Source organism: Halorubrum tibetense, assembly GCF_055396225.1.
In genome coordinates this window covers 2,510,448-2,530,035 of sequence record NZ_AP043742.1, presented here as the reverse complement: position 1 = coordinate 2,530,035, position 19,588 = coordinate 2,510,448, and the positions used below count along the sequence as shown (strand labels likewise).

The window sequence follows — 19,588 nt, the reverse complement described above, 5'->3', positions numbered from 1 at the left end:
AGACGCTTACCCGAGGCCGCGGGCTGGCTCAGCCCGCGGCCGGTGCGTACGCTTCTGGTACACCGACGCCGTTCATTTCTATCTCCCAACTGCGCTCTAATTCCTCCTCTAACACGTGTCTGATCCAGTCAGAGAACGTTTTGAACGTGAACTCTTTGGGCAGGTCGCGCCCGCCCCGCCGTGGGCGGGCGACGACCGCCCATCGAAGCACGAGCCAGAGGTTCTCCAGCAAAAATCCGACCAAGACGAACGCAAAGCGGATGATTGGATCCTGAGTCGTCGTTACCACTCGTGCTTGGCGGAACACACGATAGCTGGTCTCAATCGCCGAGCGTTTCCGGTAGAGCCGTTCGACCTGCTTCGGCGTGCGATCAGCCAGATCGCACGCCACATAGCCACGAACGACCTCTCCGCTCTTGCCACGGTCTCCGGCTTGATACGAGACAGCGACTGCAAGCGGGAATTTCAGTTCCCGCTTGCAGTCTTTGTACATCCGATAGGTCGTCATGTACGAACAGTGCGTGTCTAGCTTCCTCTTCATGCGTTTGCCCTTCTTTTGGACGGGAACGACAGTCGCAGCAATGTCACGTGATCGCCGCAGGATGCGTTCGTTGTAGAAGCCGCGATCAGCCAACAGAAGGTCTATCTCGAAAGGATAGGCCTCGATGCGGTCGAGGATACGCTCGACCGCATCGGCCTCACTCTCATCACTTCGCACGTACGTCATGGCCAACGTCACCGGCTTCCCGTTTGAAACGAGGTATGCTGAGCAGTAGCGGTGACACGTTGTTGTACCGTCTTTAGCCGCCATTCGACAGAGTTCGCCGCTCTCGTCGTCGTACGTCCCGTGGTAGGGGTTATCAACGAAATCAATGGAGACGATCCTCGACCGGTCAGGGTCGAGGATCGTCATTGCCATCTCCTTGAGAAGGTCGTTAGCAATCCGTTCTAGCCACTCTCGGTTGAGAGTATCGAGCCAGTCCATGACAGTGTCGTCACAGGGAGCGTTGTCGTTGTCTTTGCAGGTTTCCCAGACAGAAGTCTGGTTCACTGCTGCAAGGGTGACGACAACCCAGATCTCGCCGGGATCGAGGGGCGAGCCCTCGATTCCCGGCAGCGGGAGCTGTTCAACGAGATCTTCCGCTAGTTCTTTCACGTCTGTGGCTGAAAGAGAACCGTCTGGCTGAGGAATCGTGAACACATTCACTCAACCAGACATCTTCCTCATGAGAGCTACGTTTTAGCTACAGCTCTCAGACCGGTTGGGAAGTACCGAAGATAGACTTCTTACCGGTTACTACGCAGGCACGTTCTATCGGCTAATTTAGGATCCGTTTTGAGAAAATAACGCAGTCCCCGTGCTGACTACACCCTCTGTATCTTGCACGCCGCTACTAACATATTGTGGACAGATCAGCGCTCTATCGCGATATGTGGGTTCTCTGTATTGACCGTGATTAGATCGACAAATGTCAATCACAGATAATTGTAGATAGTCGGCTTCCTCCAGAAATCAGGTTTGTCTGGCCCAGAAAAACGCCAAAAGCTTACGTTCAAGCGCTGGTGAAATTCATTTGGAAGGACCAGTGTCACACGCTCCTTCCACCCCTTCTACTAAGCGATCCGGCTTGCGTGCGAGAAATCATCTCTGACCGCAAGTTCGTCCCAATCAGCAACTTCTAGACTTCTCCACGAGGGTTGTGCTCAACGACATCCGCGAACGCAACGTTTTCGCGCACCTGTCGCATCTCAACGGTGACGCTGTCTCCGATAGTCGTCTCGGGAACGATCACGACGTAGCCCTGCTCGACTTTTGCGATCCCGTCACCTTGCTCACCGAGGTTCTCGATCTCAACCTCCCGCTGCTCACCTTCCTCAACAGGCGGGCCCTCAAACTCCTGCTGCTGATCTGCATCATCAGTGGATTGGATGGAGTCAGTCGTCTCCGTGTCATCCACATCTGATGCAGCCGTCGAAATAAGCGCAACACGGTATGTCTCATCTTCAGCGATTGTTCCGGTGGCTATCTCGCGTTCCGGCACGGTGATCTGGTAGCTCCCATCATCGTGCTCAACAGTCGCAGTATACAATGTCTGGAGTGTCTCAGAGATATCCATAGATTGCGTATATCTTGACTTGTGCTAGGGGACTTGACTCTAGTGTTTCCCCAGCACTCAATCGCTTACCGCAGTTCTGCTCGGAAGAACTCAATAGAGAACACAGTCTCAGTCGATCACATCGACAGCCGCGTAATCTTGTCTGATGGCGGTGAACCAGATCGAACTGGTCGTGGAGCGTCTCCGAAGCGCTGGTGAGCATGGTCTTCGGAGTGGAGCGTCGCTGTCGGCGGCGGACTGCCGCCGACGCGACAGCGTCGCCACTCACGATCCCTGTCCGGATCGGTGGACAGCTACCGGAAGAACCGGTCGTCTAATGGTTGATTCGCTGAAACAGCCCTGCGCACACCAAGCGCTGTCCAAGCGGCCCGCAGCACCATCTCACAGAACTCCGTGAACGGCCATCTCCAGAGGCGGCGCCCCCCGCGGCGGGGCGCCGCCACGTACCTCCAATGCAGATACCGCCAGCTGTTCTGGAGAAGCAGGCTCACTACAAACATTACTAGCCGCAGACCAGCGTCCTGAGAACTGGTAAAAGCGAGGCTCTGCTTGGCTAATCGGTAGCTTGATTCAATGCCGAAGCGCTTGCTGTAGTGTTCTCGTGCATCTCGTGGCGTGTTGATGAACGGCGCGTCAGCGGCGTAGCCGTGACGCGCCACCCCGTGTTCGTCGTATCGTCCCTGCTGGTAGACGCAGTCGATGAACACAGGAAACGTTACCTCGCCAGCGAGATCGTGTTTGATCTCGCGGCTCCAGCCCCTGTTGAGTTTGTTTTGGATCGTCTCACCCCATTTGACGATTGGCATCGCATAGGCGTAGTTGTGCGCGTACAGCAGTTTGAGGCAGGTGCTGTTGTAGAATCCGCGATCAAGGTAGACGGCCTTGACGCTGAGGTCAAGGCCGTCAAGAAGTTCCAGAAACTCACCGAGGACATCGCTGGTGGTTTCGCCAGCGACGAGCTGGCGAACCGCCAGCGTGTACCGCTTGTTGCGTACCCGCACGTAGAGCGTCGTATAGGCGTGAAACGTTGTTGTTCCACGCTTAGCCTGTGAGGAGTACAGAGCCTCGGTTTCGTCCTCGTCACCGTAGTAGGGATCGAGGTGGAGGTCTGCGCAGACCTCCACCGGTCGATCCGGAAGTGTCTCGAGCGTATCTCGTTGAAGCAGCGTGTCTCCAACCGCCTCAACCGAGTCAAGCTCGAACTGATCGGTGAGATGTCCACGGACGGTATTGGCGTGCGGTGAGTCATCGGTCGTTTCGCAGACGTGATTGATTGAGGTCCCGCCGGCGCTGGCGCCGGCGAGGACCTCGTACAATGTCTCTGTCGTGACCTCTACGTTCTCGTCGAGGTCTACCGGAAGTTCTCCTTCGAGGCTGTTGACGACAAAATTAAGCAGGTGCTCTTCCTCTATCTCGCTGTCTGCTTGGGTTGATTGCACATCCTCTCCAAGCAGACGCTTACTCTAACCCGATGTGATCGACTGAAACTCGGTCTCGAGATCGGTGATGCGGTCGACGTCGAAGTCGCCGATGCGACGACCGTCGCCCATGCCCTCATCGACAGCAAGGACTCGGACGAATTTCTTATCGTGACCCCTGCCTGACTAATGCAAAGTTCACTCACCTACCGCACGAATCGTGACCTGTTCTCTAATTACTACCTCGACGAGCATCTCCCCGAGACGGAGGAGTGGGACGAGGTCGACGACGACGAACTAGAAGCCGCGTACGACGAGATCGTCGATCTCTACAAGCGGGAGAAGAGCACGGCCCCGAAGCGGAACGAGTCCCAGCTGGAGGAGAAGTTTATCCGGCCGATGTTCCGGAAGCTAGGAATTCCCTTCGAAGTCGAGGAGAGTACAAGCCGGACGCAGCGACGCCCGGACTACGGCTTCTTCGAGACCGAGGACGCCGCGCGTGACGCCTTCGAGCGCCGCGAAGGGGGAGGCGACTTCTACGAGAACGCGGTCGCTGTCGCTGACGCTAAGCGCTGGGGACGCCCGCTCGACACGCGGGGGAGCGGAGAGCACGAGCGCGACTTCGAGAACCCGAGCTACCAGATCCACGTCTACTTGCAAGAGACACCCGCTCAGTGGGCGGTGCTAACGGACGGGAAGAAGTGGCGGCTCTACTACGGCCCGACGAGCCATCGGCTCGATTCCTACTACGAGGTCGACTTACCAACCGTCCTCGAGAAGGGGGATCTTGAGGATTTCATGCCTTGTTTTGCCGCCGAGTGATGGTAGCTTCAGACGCTCTCACGGCGTTCTTCCGTCAGATTAACCCGGGATTGGACGCCGTCTGGCGATATGGCATCGCTCAGACGGCTAGCGCAGATGTGTCGAGACCTTGCCAAACAGCACGTTGGCGACCCGGACGTACCCGCCGCGCCGGACGGCGCGGGCGGGTACGCCGAGTGGGTGCAGATCGCGTTGATTCTGTACCGCGTCGAATTAGAGAAAAGCCTCCGCGAGACGGAAGACTACCTCAATGAGATGCCCGGTGTCCTTGCCGTGTTTGGACTCGACGAGGCACCGCACTACAGTTCGTTCTGCCGGTGGGAAAACGAGTATCGAATGCGTGAACTCCGCCGCCTGCTCCGCGCTTCGGCGGAGCAGGCGGGCTGGAGTGGTGAAGCCGCTATTGACGCGAGTGGCTTCCAGCGTGACCAAACCAGCTACCACTACCGCGACCGCGCGAACTACTCGTTCCAGTCGATGAAGACGACGATCTTGATCGACGTCAACTCACTAGCGATCAAGGACGTTCATTTCACTACGCAGAAGGCGTGGGACGGCCATATCGGGATGCAGGTCTTCCGCCGGAACGCGGAAGACCTGCGTGTGCTGTCTGCTGACGCGAACTATTCATGGGGAGAGCTTCGTGAAGAGTGTCGCTCCGAGTCAACGCGACCGTTGATCAAACACCGAGAACAGACGCCGTTACAGAAGGCGCACAACGCACGGATGAACGAAGACTACAACCAGCGGTGGATGAGTGAAACCGGCTTCTCGCAGTTGAAGCAAGACGACGGCGAGAAGCTGCGCTCCCGGAGCTGGCACGGCCAGTTCCGGGAGCTGACACGGAAGTGCATCATCCATAACCTGACGCAGGCGGCGAGTTAAGGGCTCGCCGCCTGCTCTCCTTCTCCGGACGTATCCAGGAGAGGCATCGCCGTCGTCATCGAAGCAAAGACGCTAGATACCATAGTTCTGATCCTTCAGCAAACGACGGTAACTGCGAGTGCTGCATCTTCTGCGTTCAAAAAGTCGCTTCTGACACCGTGACGCTGTAGATTATCAACCCCACCCCGCCGCTGTCTGGCGTTCAACAAGGCAGATGAACAGCATCGAGAGGATGAACCCATAAAACGTGTCGCCGAAGTCCTCTAGCGTGTCGATATCGTCGCTTGATGGCCTCTCGAAGTTACGGATCTGCTCGTGGGTCTTGTCGAACAGCTCAAGTTCCTCTTCCCGTCCCCCAATCAGGCTTTTCAGGCACCGCTGGAAGCAGTATCGATATTCCGTGTCGCGCAGATCATAGTCCCCGAACAGGAACTTCCCATCTGACATCGGGACCGGGTATTCGATACAAAGCCGGAACCGGTCTTCGACGTGCTTGAGCGCTCTCACGAGTTCCGCCTGCGCAGAGAGTAGCGTGTCGATTTCCTCATTGAGTTCATCGCCGCGGTCTAAGTACTTGTCTCCGAAACTGCTCTCGTCCGCCGTATAGACGATTTGGATTAGGTAGTTGATGTAGGCGAACTCCCGCATCTTCAGGCGACGGTTTTCGTAAAAGCTGTACGAGACCTTGTTGAGACGTTCTATGAGGTAGAGGAGTAGGTGGCCCTTGTCGTACTCCTGCATAAGTTGGACTAGGTTCTCATCACGGAGGAACTGCCGGTCGCGTCTAACTTTCTCCTCAATTTCGTCCTGGTCCGCGATCTGGATATCGAGACAATTCGGACACACCAGTTTCTCGTTGTTATGGTCCAAGATGAGAAGATGGCTACAGTCAGAACAGGGCATATCCTTGTTTATGCTAGATTTGTGAGTTTAATATACCTTGGCTGGGAGCCGTCCTAAGATCGACAGTCTGGGATGGTCTGACTACATATCGAGATAGGGGCCGCAAGCCCGAAATCTGGCACTACTGCCGATCGTCCAGCACGAGTTCAGTAATATACCCCGACGACCGACGCGGTTATCGCTCCAAAGTCGGCGGTTATCAGGCCCACTCATCGAGTTGTTGAGAACCTCCTATTTCATCTGGTGAAACAGCTGTTGGCCTAGTGATATTGTGACGGGTTGGCGTGCAAGATGTAGAGTATGAGTGCAGCACTGTTACAAGCATAACAACTTTTAATTTCCAGATTTTTTTCTGTTATGATGGATAGACGCCAATTTATTACGGGAGTTGCCACGGTAAGTGCAGTTGCACTTGCAGGGTGTGGGGATAGTGAAGGTGGGGGAAGAGAACTTTCAGATAGAACGGCAGAAGACGCAGTTGAACAATATTACACTGCGGCCAATGACGATGATGTTGAATCCGCAAATGAAGTGATACATCCTGAATCCGAAGCGCACCCGATTGAAGAGGCTGATCTTGAGGACTTTGACGCCACCCTTATAGAGGTAAATCAGCTCTCAACGAGAGAGTTTGTTGAATGGGAGCAAGGGGGTGAGTTATCCGAAGAAGAGATTGAACAAGAAGTTGAAAGACAAGAGGAAGTTCTTAACGATGTAATTGAATTTTTTGATGCAGACGATGCCGCTCTGGTGTTGGTAACAGAAGAGGTGGATGGTGAAGAAATTGAAACTACGGTTCGTACAGTTCAAGACGATGGTGATTGGTATTTATACAATTAACACTCATAGTGAGTGTGTCATAGAATCGATCACAGGGTTTTGAGCTTCGTTCATCCGGGATTGTGTCCTCTTTTGTATAATAAAGTTAATTTTTCAGTTAATAGAAATCACTATTTGAAGCATTCTATGACACGCTAACTCTATTGCAAGACTCGCGCTCTGTATCTTGCACTGATCGACCTGCCAAATATCAAATATATACTGCTGTTTCACTATCCCTCTGTACTGGACAGCTGATCTCAAGGTTCGTCGAGAAGGAAGTGGTAATCGATAACAACGAAAAGGATACCTGTTTCATATACTAACCCGGGCAAAACGGAAAGTGTGACTCACGTCGCGTTATACGCCCGCGTCTCGACCGACCGCCAAGACCACGAGCGACAGATCCGCGAGCTCGAGGAGTTTGTCGGCAAGGAGTATCCTGACGCAAGCGTCGAGCGGTTCGCCGATATTATTTCGGGGACTGATGACGAGGGTGGCGCAGAGTACCACCGGCTTCGCGAAGCGATCGCCAATGGGGAAGTCGACGTCGTCGTTGTTCATGAGTTGTCTCGACTCTCCCGGCTTGGTGGTGGCGAGATCCACAACTTCCTCCAGCACGCGCTTGAGCACGACACGAGCGTCCGAGACCTTGAGGTTGGCCTCGAGCTTGATGTCGACGACAGTATGGTCGATCAGGCGGTCACCCAAATGATCGCCGGGCTCATGGGTGACCTCGCTCGGATTGAACAGACACAGAAGGTCCGCCGAATCCAGTCGGGGATCGACGCTGCCCGAGAGGCCGGTAAGTGGACTGGCCGGCCGCCGACGGGGTTTGAGGTTGTCGACGGACATCTCCGGGTCGACCCGGAGGAGTACCTCCGGGTACGCGCCGGCATGGAGCGAGTCGCCAGTGGTGAATCACTTGCCGACGTCGCCGATGACGTTGGTGTCGCTGCGAGCACGCTCCGAGAGCTGTATAACGACCGCGCGGAGCTATATCTCCGCGGCGAGGCTGACGACGATCGCGTTGACACCGCCCTTGAGGATGTTCGGCCACTGAGTGAGCCCGCTGCTGAGCCTGACGAGGATCTCAACGAGCGGCTCAAGCGGCTCGAACAGAAGGTTGAGAATCTTGACTGAACACAATCCACAGTAGTGATCCATCTGGAGATTTGTTAGTAGATCTGTACAAATCTCGATGTTAACTGGTCTCTGGAACTTCTGTCAGTTTCAAATGATGTTTGGGCCGGCGTGCTGAATGTAACGCGCGTATACAGCATTACTGTACCCCGCTAAGAGACCCGTCTCACTCGATTATGAGAGTATGAGCTTTGTAGAGTGCTCTATGGAACAGAAATAAAATGAGTCTCAATCTGAACTACAGGTCAGCATCAAACAACGGCTGATATTCTAGTTCTGCTGTTTCAGACTCACCAAAAGAAGTAAGCAGATAAACATCCTTGGTATATCATGGAAGATGAAATCAACGTGCTGCTCGTTGATGACGAACCCGGAATCACAGATCTAACAGCAAGCTTTCTCAAACGGGAAGATGATCGATTTTGTATCCGGACGGCGACTAGCGCCGACGAGGGACTGGCCATAATTAATGACTGCCGACCTGATTGCATCGTCTCAGATTACGATATGCCTGAAATGGATGGAATTGAATTCTTGCAGACCGTTCGAGAGGAGTTTCCTACTCTCCCGTTTATCCTCTTTACCGGTGAGGGCAGTGAAACCGTCGCCAGTGACGCGATTGCTGCCGACGTTACTGACTATCTTCAGAAAGGGGGTGGAGCCGAGCGGTACAAACTTCTCACCAACCGGATCTGTAACGCTGTTAACGCACAACGTGAGGCTGAGCGCGCTGACAGACAAGAAGAACTGATAGATCTCGCTGAGCGTGCCGATAGTATTGGTAGCTTCGAACTAGATACTGAGACCGGGGAGTTGTCTCTAAGTAATGGCCTCTACAACGTCATGGATCTTCCTGAGCAGGCAGATCTCTCACTGGATGATGCTCTTGATTTGTTTCACTCCGACGATCGCAAAGAGATCCAGCAAGATATTGACTCCGCTTCTCAGACGGGCGAACAGATACAGGGAAGCTACTGTGTTGAGACACCAAACGGAGAAAAACGAATTATCGGTGTTACCCTCAAATCGGCAGCCACCGAAGAGAACGATCAGATAGTCTATGGCGCTGTCAGCGACATTACTGATCGTCGGGAGCGCCAGCGAGAGCTCAGAGAGTACGGAACGATTATTGACGCGCTCACTGACCCGGTGTACGTCATTAGCGAAACCGGTCGGTTCACGCACGTCAATGACGAGTTCGTTGAGTTGGTCGGCTACGAGCGGGAGACGATCATCGGGAGTACACCATCGTTGATCAAAGATGACGACGCTGTTGAACAAGCAGAACAACAGCTGGGACGACTATTGTCGGGTGCTGGGCCAGAGACAGTTACTTTCGAAGTGGCGATACACCCTCGTAATGGAGATCCAATCACTTGCGAGGATCATATGGGTGTCCTCCCATACGACGGCAACTCATTTGACGGATCAGTCGGCGTGCTTCGTGATATTACTGAACATAAAGAATACGAACGGGAATTGGAGGCACAAAACGAGCGGTTAGAAGAGTTCAGCAGTATCGTGAGCCACGATTTACGGAACCCACTCAACGTTGCTGAAGGTCGCTTAGAATTAGCGAACGAAGAGTGCGACAGTGACCACCTCGATCCAATCGGTCGAGCACTTGATCGGATGGATACACTGATCACTGATTTGCTGGCGCTCGCTCGGGGGGCCAAAAGTACGACTGATATAACTTCGATCAAGGTTTCAATGCTTGCGGAGAACTGTTGGCGTAACGTCGATACCAGAGACGCCAGCATCGTCACCGATATCGAGCGGACGATTCGAGCCGATGAAGGGAGACTGAGTCAGGTGTTCGAGAATCTCATTCGTAATGCTGTCGAACACGGAGGTGACGGCGTGACGGTCCGAGTTGGCGAACTGGACGCCGGCTTCTACATCGAAGACGACGGCCCAGGAATTCCAGTTGGCGAACGTGACGACGTGTTCGACGCGGGGTATTCGACAAGCGATGAAGGGACTGGCTTCGGGCTGAGCATTGTCAAACAGGTCGTCGATGCCCACGGCTGGGAGATCCACCTAACTGAAGGTTCTGATGGTGGTGCGCGGTTTGAAATTACCGGCGTCATGTTTGCTGCTGAATAGATCCTCTGGGCCTTGTTTAGACGCGGTATAGATCGGACGGAACAGGTGCTACCGAAGGAACTAAACCGAACAGAGATGCCCTCATAGACGGATCCTGTTCAGCTGATACAGACGCTAACCCACACTATCAGGAGCGTCTAAACAATGCCGATCCTCTGTATCTCGCAGGCAGCTTCTGGCAAATCTCCGGTAGGTAACTCCGATACGTGCAAGATGCAGGGCGCGTATCGCATATCGACACTCTGTGATTGTGAACGCGTACTCGTGCTAGAACAAATGGATACGTTCTCCAGAGGGAAAATACTTGTAGACTAAAAACAAAATCAGATTATGTCAGTTGAACGGATGTCAACGGGCGTCAGTGGTTTTGATGAGGTTCTGGACGGTGGTCTCATTCAGGGTCGAAATGTTCTCGTGCGTGGCTCGCCGGGTTCAGGCAAGACAATCTTCGGATTACACTTCCTCTCGGCTGGGATAGATGCCGAAGAGACGGCTCTGTACATTAATATGGGTGAGCCGCAGGCGTACGTCGAAGAAACAGCCGACGCGTTCGGCCTCAATACTGAGCAGATACAGTTTCATAACCTCTCGCCGACCCAAGAGCAGTTCTCAGAGCGTAACTCCTACAGCGTCTTCGAATCAGCCGAAGTCGAACAGCCGGGGTTTATTGAAGATCTACGCGACAAAGTCGACAAAATCAAACCAGATCGTGTGTTGCTTGACCCCATCACAGAGTTTCGATATCTTACCAGCGACGAACGGCAATTCCGCTCCGGTGTTCTTGGCCTCCTCGACTATCTCAAAGAGGCTGGCGCGACGGTGATGCTCACTTCGCAGGCTGGCGGTTCAATCACGGACGACGATATTCAGTTCCTCGTCGACGCTGTCGTCACACTTGATGTGACTCCCGAAAGCAGGGCAGTCAACGTCTCCAAGTTCCGAGGGTCGTCGTTCCGACGTGGAAATCACTCCTACGATATTACTGACGAGGGACTGACGGTCTGGCCGACACTCGTTCCCGGCGAACAGGAGCGAGAGGTCGAATCGGGGACGCTCTCTTCGGGTGTGGCGGAACTTGACGATCTGCTCCACGGTGGCTTAGATCAGGGAACCGTAACAATACTCAGCGGTCCGACTGGCGTCGGCAAGACCACGACCGGTCTCCAATTTCTCATCCAAGCGGCCCTTGAGGGCAAACAGAGCATTCTATTCCAATTTGAAGAGGCGGAGTGGACCATCCGCAAACGAGCCGACGCGATCGGCCTCCCGCTACAGGATGCGCTGGACAGCGGACAGCTCTCCATCGTCGAAATCGATCCGGAAGAGTATACGGTCGGCGAATTCGAGCATCTCGTCCGCGAGGCGGTCACCGACGGTACCGAAGTGGTGATGATCGATGGCTCACAAGGGTTTCAGGAGAATCTCCGTGGGCTTGACAACACGACGGGTGCGTTGTTGCGGATCGGCCGATTCTTGCGGGCCGCTGGCGTCTCCACGATCCTCGTCAATGAGGTTCACAATATCACTGGAGACTTCCATGCGACCGAAGAGCGGACGAGCAATCTTGCGGACAACATCATGTTCTTGCGTCACGTTGAGTATCGCGGGAAGGTGCGGAAGGTCATCGGGACGCTGAAGATGCGGACGAGCGACTTCGAACGTAGCCTCCGGGAACTCGAAATTACGACGGACGGGATCCGCGTCGGAGAGCCTCTTCCGCAGCTTCGGGGTATTCTCACCGGGACGCCGGAGTGGAACGATACGGATACTGCCAGCAAACACGACGTTGACAACGACGAACAGACGTAACTGTCGCACGAAATGAGAGACCAGTCATAGGAGTCGCCGATCCGAACATCATGCCCACGAACGAACAGCATACGAATCGAGAATCAGTCGACGAATCCACGCGCGTGCTCACTTTGGTCACTGACCCGGGAAATCAGCGTGTCCTCAAAGAGTGGCTAACCGCACACGATCAGTACACGCTCGTCGAAACCCCGGATATCGCCGAGGCTGCATTCGACTGCTGTCTGCTCGACAGAAAGCAGTTGGACAAACACCGGTCGGAACTCCTGAACCGAAAAGAAAGCGAGCAGATTATTCTCCCGTATCTCTTGTTGGTTCCGGAGTCAAGACATCGAGAGATCCGTAATCGTCTCCGGGATGAACATCCGGAACTGTGGGATGCGATTGACGGGTTGATCGACATGCCACTCGCAGAAAGTCAACTCAGTGAACAGCTAGAGACATTTCTCCGCCTTCGGGATCAGTCGATCGTCGCATACAATCAGCGCGCACAACTCCGGCAGATCCGGAATCAACACGCCGGTCACGGGGTGTTAGTCACCGACACAGACGGAACAATCGAGTACGTGAACGAAGCAATTGAATCTCAGTCAGGCTATACGAGCGAGGAAGTTGTCGGTAACACCCCGCGCATTCTCAAATCAGGTGAACACGATGAGGCGTTCTATGAGGAGTTGTGGAACACTATCACAGCGGGTGACGTCTGGGACGGAACAGTCATCAACAGTCGAAAAGATGGGAATCGGTATGTTATCGAACAGACAGTCGCTCCGGTAGAAGGCCCTTCAGGAGAGATTACGCAGTTCATCGCCGTCAACCACGAAATTACTGAGCTGAGAGAGCTAGAAGAGAGTCTCCGCCAGCAACGCGAGCAACTCGACGTGTTGAACCGAGTTCTCCGGCACGACATCCGGAACGATATGAACGTTGTTGTCGCGTGGGGCGAAATGCTTGAAGATGAGGTAACGCCGACTGGACAGGAGAAACTCGACAGGATTCTCCGGGCGGGCCGACACGTCGTCGAACTCACAAATGTCGCCCGGGATCTCTCAGAAATCATTCACGGTGACGGGAAACCGGACCTCAAGCCAATCCCGCTTCGACAGCTCCTCAGTGAGGAACTCGAAAAGCGCCGGGAAACGTTCGCAAATGCCGAGATCACGATGGCAGATCCACCCGATCAGAGGACACACGTACTGGCGAACGAGTTGCTCTCGTCGGTGTTTCGGAACCTCGTCAACAACGCCGTCCAGCACAACCATACAGCTCAACCAAAGGTGATGATTTCTGTTGAGGAAGCTGACGAGTCAGTCCGCATCAGAGTGGCCGATAACGGGCCGGGAATCTCAGACGATGTGAAAGAGAGTCTGTTCCGAGAGGGTAAGAAAGGGCTTGAAAGCGGGGGAACCGGAATGGGCCTGTTTCTCGTCGACAGTCTTGTTGAGAGTTACGGCGGAAATGTCTGGATCGAGGACAGAGTGGAGAGCGAATTGTTCGATACTCCTGACGAAGCGGATCCAGCCGGCGCGGTTTTTATCGTCGAGTTACGGACGACGGCGAAACAGGACAAAATCGATGGAGGACGTGAATGAACGACGCGTACCCTACTGACGATTCACCCGATGATGGCGCTGGGCAGGCAGCCTTGTTCCCATTACTCTCTGGAGAGGGGAATCAACGGTTGGTAGTTGAGTGGATCCAAGCTCATGACCGCTATACGCTGGTCGATCCGGACCAGCCGGTCGAAACGGCGACGTTCGACTGCTGTATCCTTGACGGGGAGATGCTACAGACACACGCTGAGACGCTTCGAGCCCGAAAACGCAAGGCGAAGCCGGCTCTGTTGCCGTGTCTTCTGCTCATACCGGAGGCGGACCTTTCACTCATTGAAACTGACAGCGGAGAGATTGCCGACAGCGTCGTGTTCAAAACCGCCGACGAGGTGGTCTCGATGCCGATCAAAAAGGCCGAACTAGAGTGGCGGACACAGGCGCTTGTCAGACTGCGAACCCAGTCGCTGCGCCTCAAAGAACGGACGGAGACGCTGGAACTGTTCAAGCAGGCCGTCGAGGCCTCCGGTCACGCCATCTGGATATCCGATACGGACGGAACGATCAACTACGTCAATCCGGCGTTCGAATCGATCACGGGCTACAGCCGAGACGAGGCCGTCGGCGAGTCACCGAATCTTCTCAACTCCGGAGAGATGGACGACGACTTCTACAGCGACCTCTGGGAGACGATTACCGCTGGTGACACGTGGCACGAGGAGATTACCAACCAACGCAGCGACGGCTCGCAATACGTCGCCGATCAGACGATCGCACCGATCGTCGCAGACGGCGAGCCGAGAGCGTTTGTCGCCGTCCAGACCGATATCACCGAGCGTAAAGAACTCGAAGGTCGGCTCTCGCTGTACCGCGATATCATCGAACGGCTTGAGGATCCGATTATGATCCAGGCCTGTGAGGGGGAGTTTCGGCTGGTTAATGACGCGCTGTGTTCGTTCGCCGGGCTGTCGAGAGATGAACTGCTCGGCGACGGCGAATACGCGTTTATGGATGAAGAAACTGCCACGACGATCGCCCGACAGAAACAGCGCGTGATCGAGACGGAACAGCCGGTCGAATACAGCGTTGAGCCGACGTTCAAGCACAGCGACAGAGAGGCGATCTTCTATACGAGTCGGTACCCCTACTACGAGGACGGAGAGCTCGCGGGGACGCTGGCGATCTGCCGGAACGTGACTGATCTCGAAGAACGGACCCGACAGCTCCACGTACTTGATAACATCCTGCGGCACAATATCCGCAACGAGCTGAACGTGATCCATGGTCGAGGCGAGCAGCTTCAAAGGAATCTTGAGGGCGAACCCAAAGCCGCTGCCGGCACCATTGTTGACCGGGCCGAAACTCTGTTGACGACGAGTGAGAAGTCGCGGGAGATTACAGCTGTTCTCAGTGACCCACGCGAGCCGACCTCTGTAGATATCGGGCAGGTGGTTCGGGGTCTCGCCGAAGAGACAGCCGATGACTGGCCCAACGCAGATGTTGACGTTACAGGCCCGACAGAGCTCGTCGTCTCCGCGACCGGATCGATTGCTGCCGCAATTGAAGAGCTGTTGACCAACGCTGTGATCCACAACGACAGCGAAAACCCCCATGTGCGTGTCAACCTCGCTGTCGAGGGATCATGGGGCACTCTTAGCGTGCGGGACAACGGCCCGGGTATCTCGGAATTTGACAGAGATGTCCTCGAATCGGGAGAGGCTATCGAGACACTCTCACACGGTAGCGGACTGGGGCTGTGGCTGGTCTACTGGACAATCAACCACTCTGGAGGTAAGATCCGCGTCGACGAGCGCGAGCCACGCGGTACCGAGATTACAATCTGGCTTCCGCTGGCAACTGCTGTGTAGCAGTCTAATAGAGTACTACCTATTCGGTGTGTTCCGCGAGAATGTTGTGTACTGCCCAAGCGATCCATCCAAATGTAACAGCTAACAGTACTACGATTACATCCCCAAACGAGTCATGTTCTATAATTACAGAGAATACGCCGATAGTGACCACTATGGCCAAGAGAACAGTGACTATATCTCTGAAATCGGATGGATTCCGCAGGTTCGGCCATTTTAACACAACTATACATTAGAGGCTCATAATAATAACAGTACCTACGGTCCTACTCAAATCATCCATCAATAGATAATTCACCGCCGTTTATAATACAGATTATGTATGGCGACCGTGTAGTTCTATATGTGTCATATTATGCGTTTGACTGGGGTTTTTTTTATTCCTGAGTGTTATCACTGTAGTACAAGTAACGTTTATGAGAAACACGCTAGTATGGGTGAGACACCGTGACTGCTGAAGAGGGTGAACTCGCTCGAAATCTCGGATTCCTCGAAGCGATGACGCTCGGTGGCGGGACGATGATCGGTGCCGGAATTTTCATTCTTCCCGGGATCGCGGCTGAAGGGGCCGGACCGGCCAGTTCCCTTTCGTTTGCGATCGCGGGCGTTGTTGCCTTATTGGCCGCTCTTTCTATTTCCGAGTTAGCAACCGGGATGCCGGTTGCCGGTGGAAGCTACGTGTACGTCAACCGTGCGTTAGGTGACCTCTTCGGATCCATCGTCGGGTGGGGAATGTGGACCGGATTGATGTTCGCGTCGGCGTTCTACATGATCGGCTTCGGCCAGTACATCGTCGAACCGCTACCGTTCCTCTCTGGACGTGTGCTTATCGTCGGACTCGGGCTTGTTGGCCTGCTCTTTCTCGTCGGCGTCAACTACAAAGGGACCGAGGAGTCCGGGGCGTTCCAGAATTGGATGATCGGAATTGAGACGGTTATTATCCTAATTTATCTCGCCTTCGGGATCTTCTTTATCAATCCGAGCAATCTCGAACCGTTTGCCCCGACCGGCCCCAGCGGGATTATCGCGACGACTGGAATCGTTTTTGTAACGTTTCTCGGATTTGAAATCATCGCTACTGTTGCAGAAGAGATCAAAGACCCCGGTCGGCTTATTCCGCTGACGATGGTCCTGTCGGTCGTCTCAGTGTCGATTCTATATGTCATCGTTATGATCGTCAGTACCGGCGTTATAAACTGGCAGGAACTGGGTGGTTCACTCGTACCTGTATCCGACGTGGCCGCCATCTCAATGGGACCGATCGGTGTCATAGCGATCGTCTCTGCTGCGGCAATCGCTGCGATCTCAAGTTCAAATTCTTCGATCCTCTCGGCTGCCAGAGTGGTATTCGCCATGGGACGTGACGGCGTTATGAGCAACAAGCTGAACGTGACCCACCGGAAGTTCCGGACGCCCCACCGTGCGGTCATGGTCACGGGCGCTATTACTGCGGCACTGATCAGTCTCGGACTCCGGATCGAAGAGATCGTTGCCCTGTTGGCAGAGGTTGCGAGTTTCAGCTTCCTCGTTTCATATACGCTCGTCCACGTCGCCGTCGTCGTCGTCCGACGAGCGGAACCGGAAAACTACGACCCCGAGTTCGAGATGCCGAGCCTTCTGTATCCGGCCGTTCCGATCTTGGGCGTCATCCTTTCGTTCGTCGTGATCTCTCAGATGGCGCCCATCGTACAGTATATCGGTATCGGTATCATCGCGCTCAGCGTTCTCTGGTACTTCGGATACGTACGAGGACGCGTTGATGACGATACGTTGGTCGGCGATGCGATCGTCGGTAACGGGGACGAGCGGGAAGGCACGGAGGAAACATACAGGGTCGTCGTGCCCATCGCAAATCCGGAAACACAAGGAACCCTACTGCGGCTTGCCGCAGCCAGTGCCCGTTCGCACTCCGAAGTCGAGCAGCCCGAAATCATTGCGCTCAATGTTATTAAGGTGCCGTCCCAGACAGCGCTCGAACAGAACCTCCAATTCGAGGAAGAGCGCGTCGAGCGGCAGCGTGAGCTCTTCGAGAGCGCTCGAGAAGCGGCAGGCGAGCTGGGTGTTAACCTGCGAACACGGGCGATAGTCGGTCGAAGCATCGGACAGATCGTTTTGGGGGTGCTCGAAGAGGAGGACGCAAATCAGGTGCTTCTCGGCTGGCACGGGACGAAACGGAAGCGTGACTACGTGTTCGGCTCGACCGTGGACCCCATCATTAGAGATGCCCCTTGTGAGGTCACTGTCGTGAATCTCAAGAGAGAACGTATCGGTCACCCTGTCGCATTGGCTGGTCCGGGACCGCACGCACCAGTTGCAGCCCGTCGGGCGTTTGAGTTCGCGCAGATTCAGGGGCAGATTCCCACACTGGTGAACTTCCAGCCCTCTGTCGACGACCGAGAGACGGATGAAGAGACGCCAGATCCGTATGAAGAAGGTCAAATAGCGATCGACGCTGTTGCCGAGCAGGCCGGACTCGCTCCAGATGACTACGACTCCCGAGTGCTAGTCGGTGGTGATCTAGAATCGACGATTATCAGTAATATCGGTAGTGACGAGTTTGTTTGCGTTGGAGTGTCCGAACAACAGGCGATATCAAAGATTCTACGCGGATCTCTGGCGGATCGCATTGTTCAAGACGCAACTGGCAACGTCGCCCTGATCCGAAGCGGAATCAAAACGCATCGAACCGTACGTGAAGGAATTGTGGAACGGTTATCACAAGGCCCAGAGGAGGAATCCCAATCAGACGATGACGCTTCCATATAAGTAGTTGAACTCAGATCAACCGACAGAAATAGTCGAACACCTGGTATTACTCGGCGAGCGGTGTTTCATTTCGTTTGAATTAGTCGTCATTATTTCGTTCCGCTGTGCCTTCGCTCTCCGGATCGTAAAATGACACTTGTTCAGTGGTCTCTTCGAATCGAACCGTGTTTCCTGACTCATAGAACGATACTTCACGCTGGGGGAACGGTATCTTGATCTCTTCCTCGCGGAATCGCTCGTCTATCCGTTCAATCAACGAGTGTCTTGCCCGTCCTCGTAACGCCGGGTGTTCAATATGACATTGTAACTGTGCGACGATAGCCGAATCTTCAAACTCCCGAAATCGAACGGCTGGTGCGGGTGCTTTGAGTATCAAGTCCTCCTGTTCGGCTATTTCGAGCAGCGCTTTTTTTACTTGCTGTAAGCTCGACCCGTACGCGACACCCACATCGAGTCGTATCCGTCGACGGCGTACAGGAGAGGATTCGTTGATAACTTGTTTTGAGTTCAGTTCGGAGTTCGGGACCGTAATGGAAATGTTATCTCTCGTGAGTATCGTCGTGCTTCGAATACTCATATCAATAACTGTCCCGCGTTCGCCCGATTCCAGCTGTATCACGTCTCCGAGTTTGTACGTTTTGTCCAAATACAGTGAGATACCACTAAAGAAATTGCCCAACGAGTCCTGAGCGGCAATACCGAGGACAATTCCAATTATCCCCGCAGATGCGAGAAACGGGGTGATGTTGACGTTCCAGATGCCTAAGAGCAGAGAAAAGCCGGCAAGAATAACGAAGAACGTGAGTACGTTTTTGATAATGGGCGTGATTTCACGGTCGGTTGGAGCGTTATTGCTGGCTCCGATAATACGTCCTCCGACACGGATTGTTGCATAGGACCATAGAACAAGGATGATGGACATCGCAGTAGAGGCGATATAAAATCCAATTCCCACCTCCGGAAGTAATTGAGCGCTTGCGTACACCCCAACGAGGAAGACGGTTACATATAATGGAATATGAAGCTCTTCAATAATGATTCGATCGTACTCACCAGTTGCCAGTCTTTTAGACTGATGTAGTGCATAATACCCGACAGATTCAATTATTTTCGCAGCGACAAAAGAAAATGAGAGAATTAGAACAACTTGTATCGACGTCGGTATCACTTCAATATACTCGCTGACAATAGGCTCCATAGCGGAGTACAGTTCGTAAGCACATGATAAGCTTTTGCTACGTGGAAAACTCCGACAAGAGACTTGGAAACAACGTTCTTAGACTTGTGGTCCGATAGATGATGGCTAGTGTTTTTCACCGAAAGCCACACACGCTCGCGATACCGATCTCGGTACCACCTCCTAGACGGTCCCTCGTAGC

Annotated in this window: 13 protein-coding genes and 1 pseudogene; 9 read left to right on the top strand and 5 right to left on the bottom strand. The window is 54.1% G+C overall.

Annotated features, from left to right (window positions below; genetic code table 11):
- Positions 1-28: 28 nt before the first annotated feature.
- From ACZ5TV_RS12535 to ACZ5TV_RS12525, 3 genes are all read right to left on the bottom strand, one after another.
- Positions 29-1,201: an ISH3 family transposase gene (locus ACZ5TV_RS12535; protein WP_379778315.1), complete on the bottom strand. Its 1,173-nt coding sequence runs from the start codon at positions 1,199-1,201 to the stop codon at positions 29-31.
- A 478-nt stretch (positions 1,202-1,679) separates the two neighbouring features.
- Positions 1,680-2,117 carry a TRAM domain-containing protein gene (locus ACZ5TV_RS12530; RefSeq protein ID WP_379778313.1) on the bottom strand — a complete coding sequence of 146 codons (438 nt, stop codon included), beginning with the start codon at positions 2,115-2,117 and terminating at the stop codon, positions 1,680-1,682.
- A gap of 293 nt (positions 2,118-2,410) precedes the next feature.
- Positions 2,411-3,556 (bottom strand): ISH3 family transposase, encoded by a 1,146-nt coding sequence (locus tag ACZ5TV_RS12525; protein WP_379783759.1) that lies wholly within the window; start codon positions 3,554-3,556, stop codon positions 2,411-2,413.
- A 168-nt stretch (positions 3,557-3,724) separates the two neighbouring features.
- On the opposite strand from ACZ5TV_RS12525, the pseudogene ACZ5TV_RS12520 reads away from it, so the two are divergent.
- Together ACZ5TV_RS12520 and ACZ5TV_RS12515 are read left to right on the top strand one after the other, a co-directional pair.
- Positions 3,725-4,333 (top strand): annotated as a pseudogene (locus ACZ5TV_RS12520) (class I SAM-dependent DNA methyltransferase); the annotation flags it as partial.
- Between the two features lie 93 nt (positions 4,334-4,426).
- Positions 4,427-5,242 carry an IS5 family transposase gene (locus ACZ5TV_RS12515; RefSeq protein ID WP_379781011.1) on the top strand — a complete coding sequence of 272 codons (816 nt, stop codon included), beginning with the start codon at positions 4,427-4,429 and terminating at the stop codon, positions 5,240-5,242.
- A 174-nt stretch (positions 5,243-5,416) separates the two neighbouring features.
- Here the strand turns inward: ACZ5TV_RS12515 and ACZ5TV_RS12510 are convergent, their stop codons facing one another.
- Positions 5,417-6,145, bottom strand: a complete 729-nt coding sequence (locus tag ACZ5TV_RS12510; protein WP_379781013.1) for a hypothetical protein — start codon at positions 6,143-6,145, stop codon at positions 5,417-5,419.
- Between the two features lie 360 nt (positions 6,146-6,505).
- On the opposite strand from ACZ5TV_RS12510, the gene ACZ5TV_RS12505 reads away from it, so the two are divergent.
- The 7 genes from ACZ5TV_RS12505 to ACZ5TV_RS12475 all read left to right on the top strand — a co-directional run bounded on the left by ACZ5TV_RS12505 (position 6,506) and on the right by ACZ5TV_RS12475 (position 18,209).
- The gene (locus ACZ5TV_RS12505) at positions 6,506-6,985 is read left to right on the top strand and encodes a hypothetical protein (RefSeq protein ID WP_379781015.1); all 480 of its coding nucleotides are present in this window, start codon (positions 6,506-6,508) and stop codon (positions 6,983-6,985) included.
- Positions 6,986-7,309: 324 nt separating this feature from the next.
- Entirely contained in the window at positions 7,310-8,107 is a 798-nt protein-coding gene (locus ACZ5TV_RS12500) for a recombinase family protein (protein WP_379781017.1), read from the top strand.
- 330 nt (positions 8,108-8,437) lie between these two features.
- A complete protein-coding gene (locus tag ACZ5TV_RS12495) occupies positions 8,438-10,216 on the top strand; it encodes a hybrid sensor histidine kinase/response regulator (RefSeq protein ID WP_379781020.1) in 1,779 nt (592 codons plus the stop codon).
- Positions 10,217-10,546: 330 nt separating this feature from the next.
- Positions 10,547-12,025 (top strand): ATPase domain-containing protein, encoded by a 1,479-nt coding sequence (locus ACZ5TV_RS12490; RefSeq protein WP_464383896.1) that lies wholly within the window; start codon positions 10,547-10,549, stop codon positions 12,023-12,025.
- A 50-nt stretch (positions 12,026-12,075) separates the two neighbouring features.
- The gene (locus ACZ5TV_RS12485) at positions 12,076-13,617 is read left to right on the top strand and encodes a sensor histidine kinase (RefSeq protein ID WP_379783529.1); all 1,542 of its coding nucleotides are present in this window, start codon (positions 12,076-12,078) and stop codon (positions 13,615-13,617) included.
- Complete coding sequence (locus ACZ5TV_RS12480; protein WP_464383895.1) at positions 13,614-15,443, top strand: PAS domain-containing protein; 1,830 nt, start codon at positions 13,614-13,616, stop codon at positions 15,441-15,443. The genes ACZ5TV_RS12485 and ACZ5TV_RS12480 overlap by 4 nt, the downstream gene beginning before the upstream one ends.
- 498 nt (positions 15,444-15,941) lie before the next feature.
- On the top strand, positions 15,942-18,209 hold the full coding sequence (locus ACZ5TV_RS12475; RefSeq protein ID WP_464384348.1) for an amino acid permease: 2,268 nt from the start codon (positions 15,942-15,944) through the stop codon (positions 18,207-18,209).
- A 79-nt stretch (positions 18,210-18,288) separates the two neighbouring features.
- On the opposite strand, the gene ACZ5TV_RS12470 is transcribed toward ACZ5TV_RS12475, so the two are convergent.
- Positions 18,289-19,407 carry a mechanosensitive ion channel family protein gene (locus ACZ5TV_RS12470; protein ID WP_379778867.1) on the bottom strand — a complete coding sequence of 373 codons (1,119 nt, stop codon included), beginning with the start codon at positions 19,405-19,407 and terminating at the stop codon, positions 18,289-18,291.
- Positions 19,408-19,588: the final 181 nt, after the last annotated feature.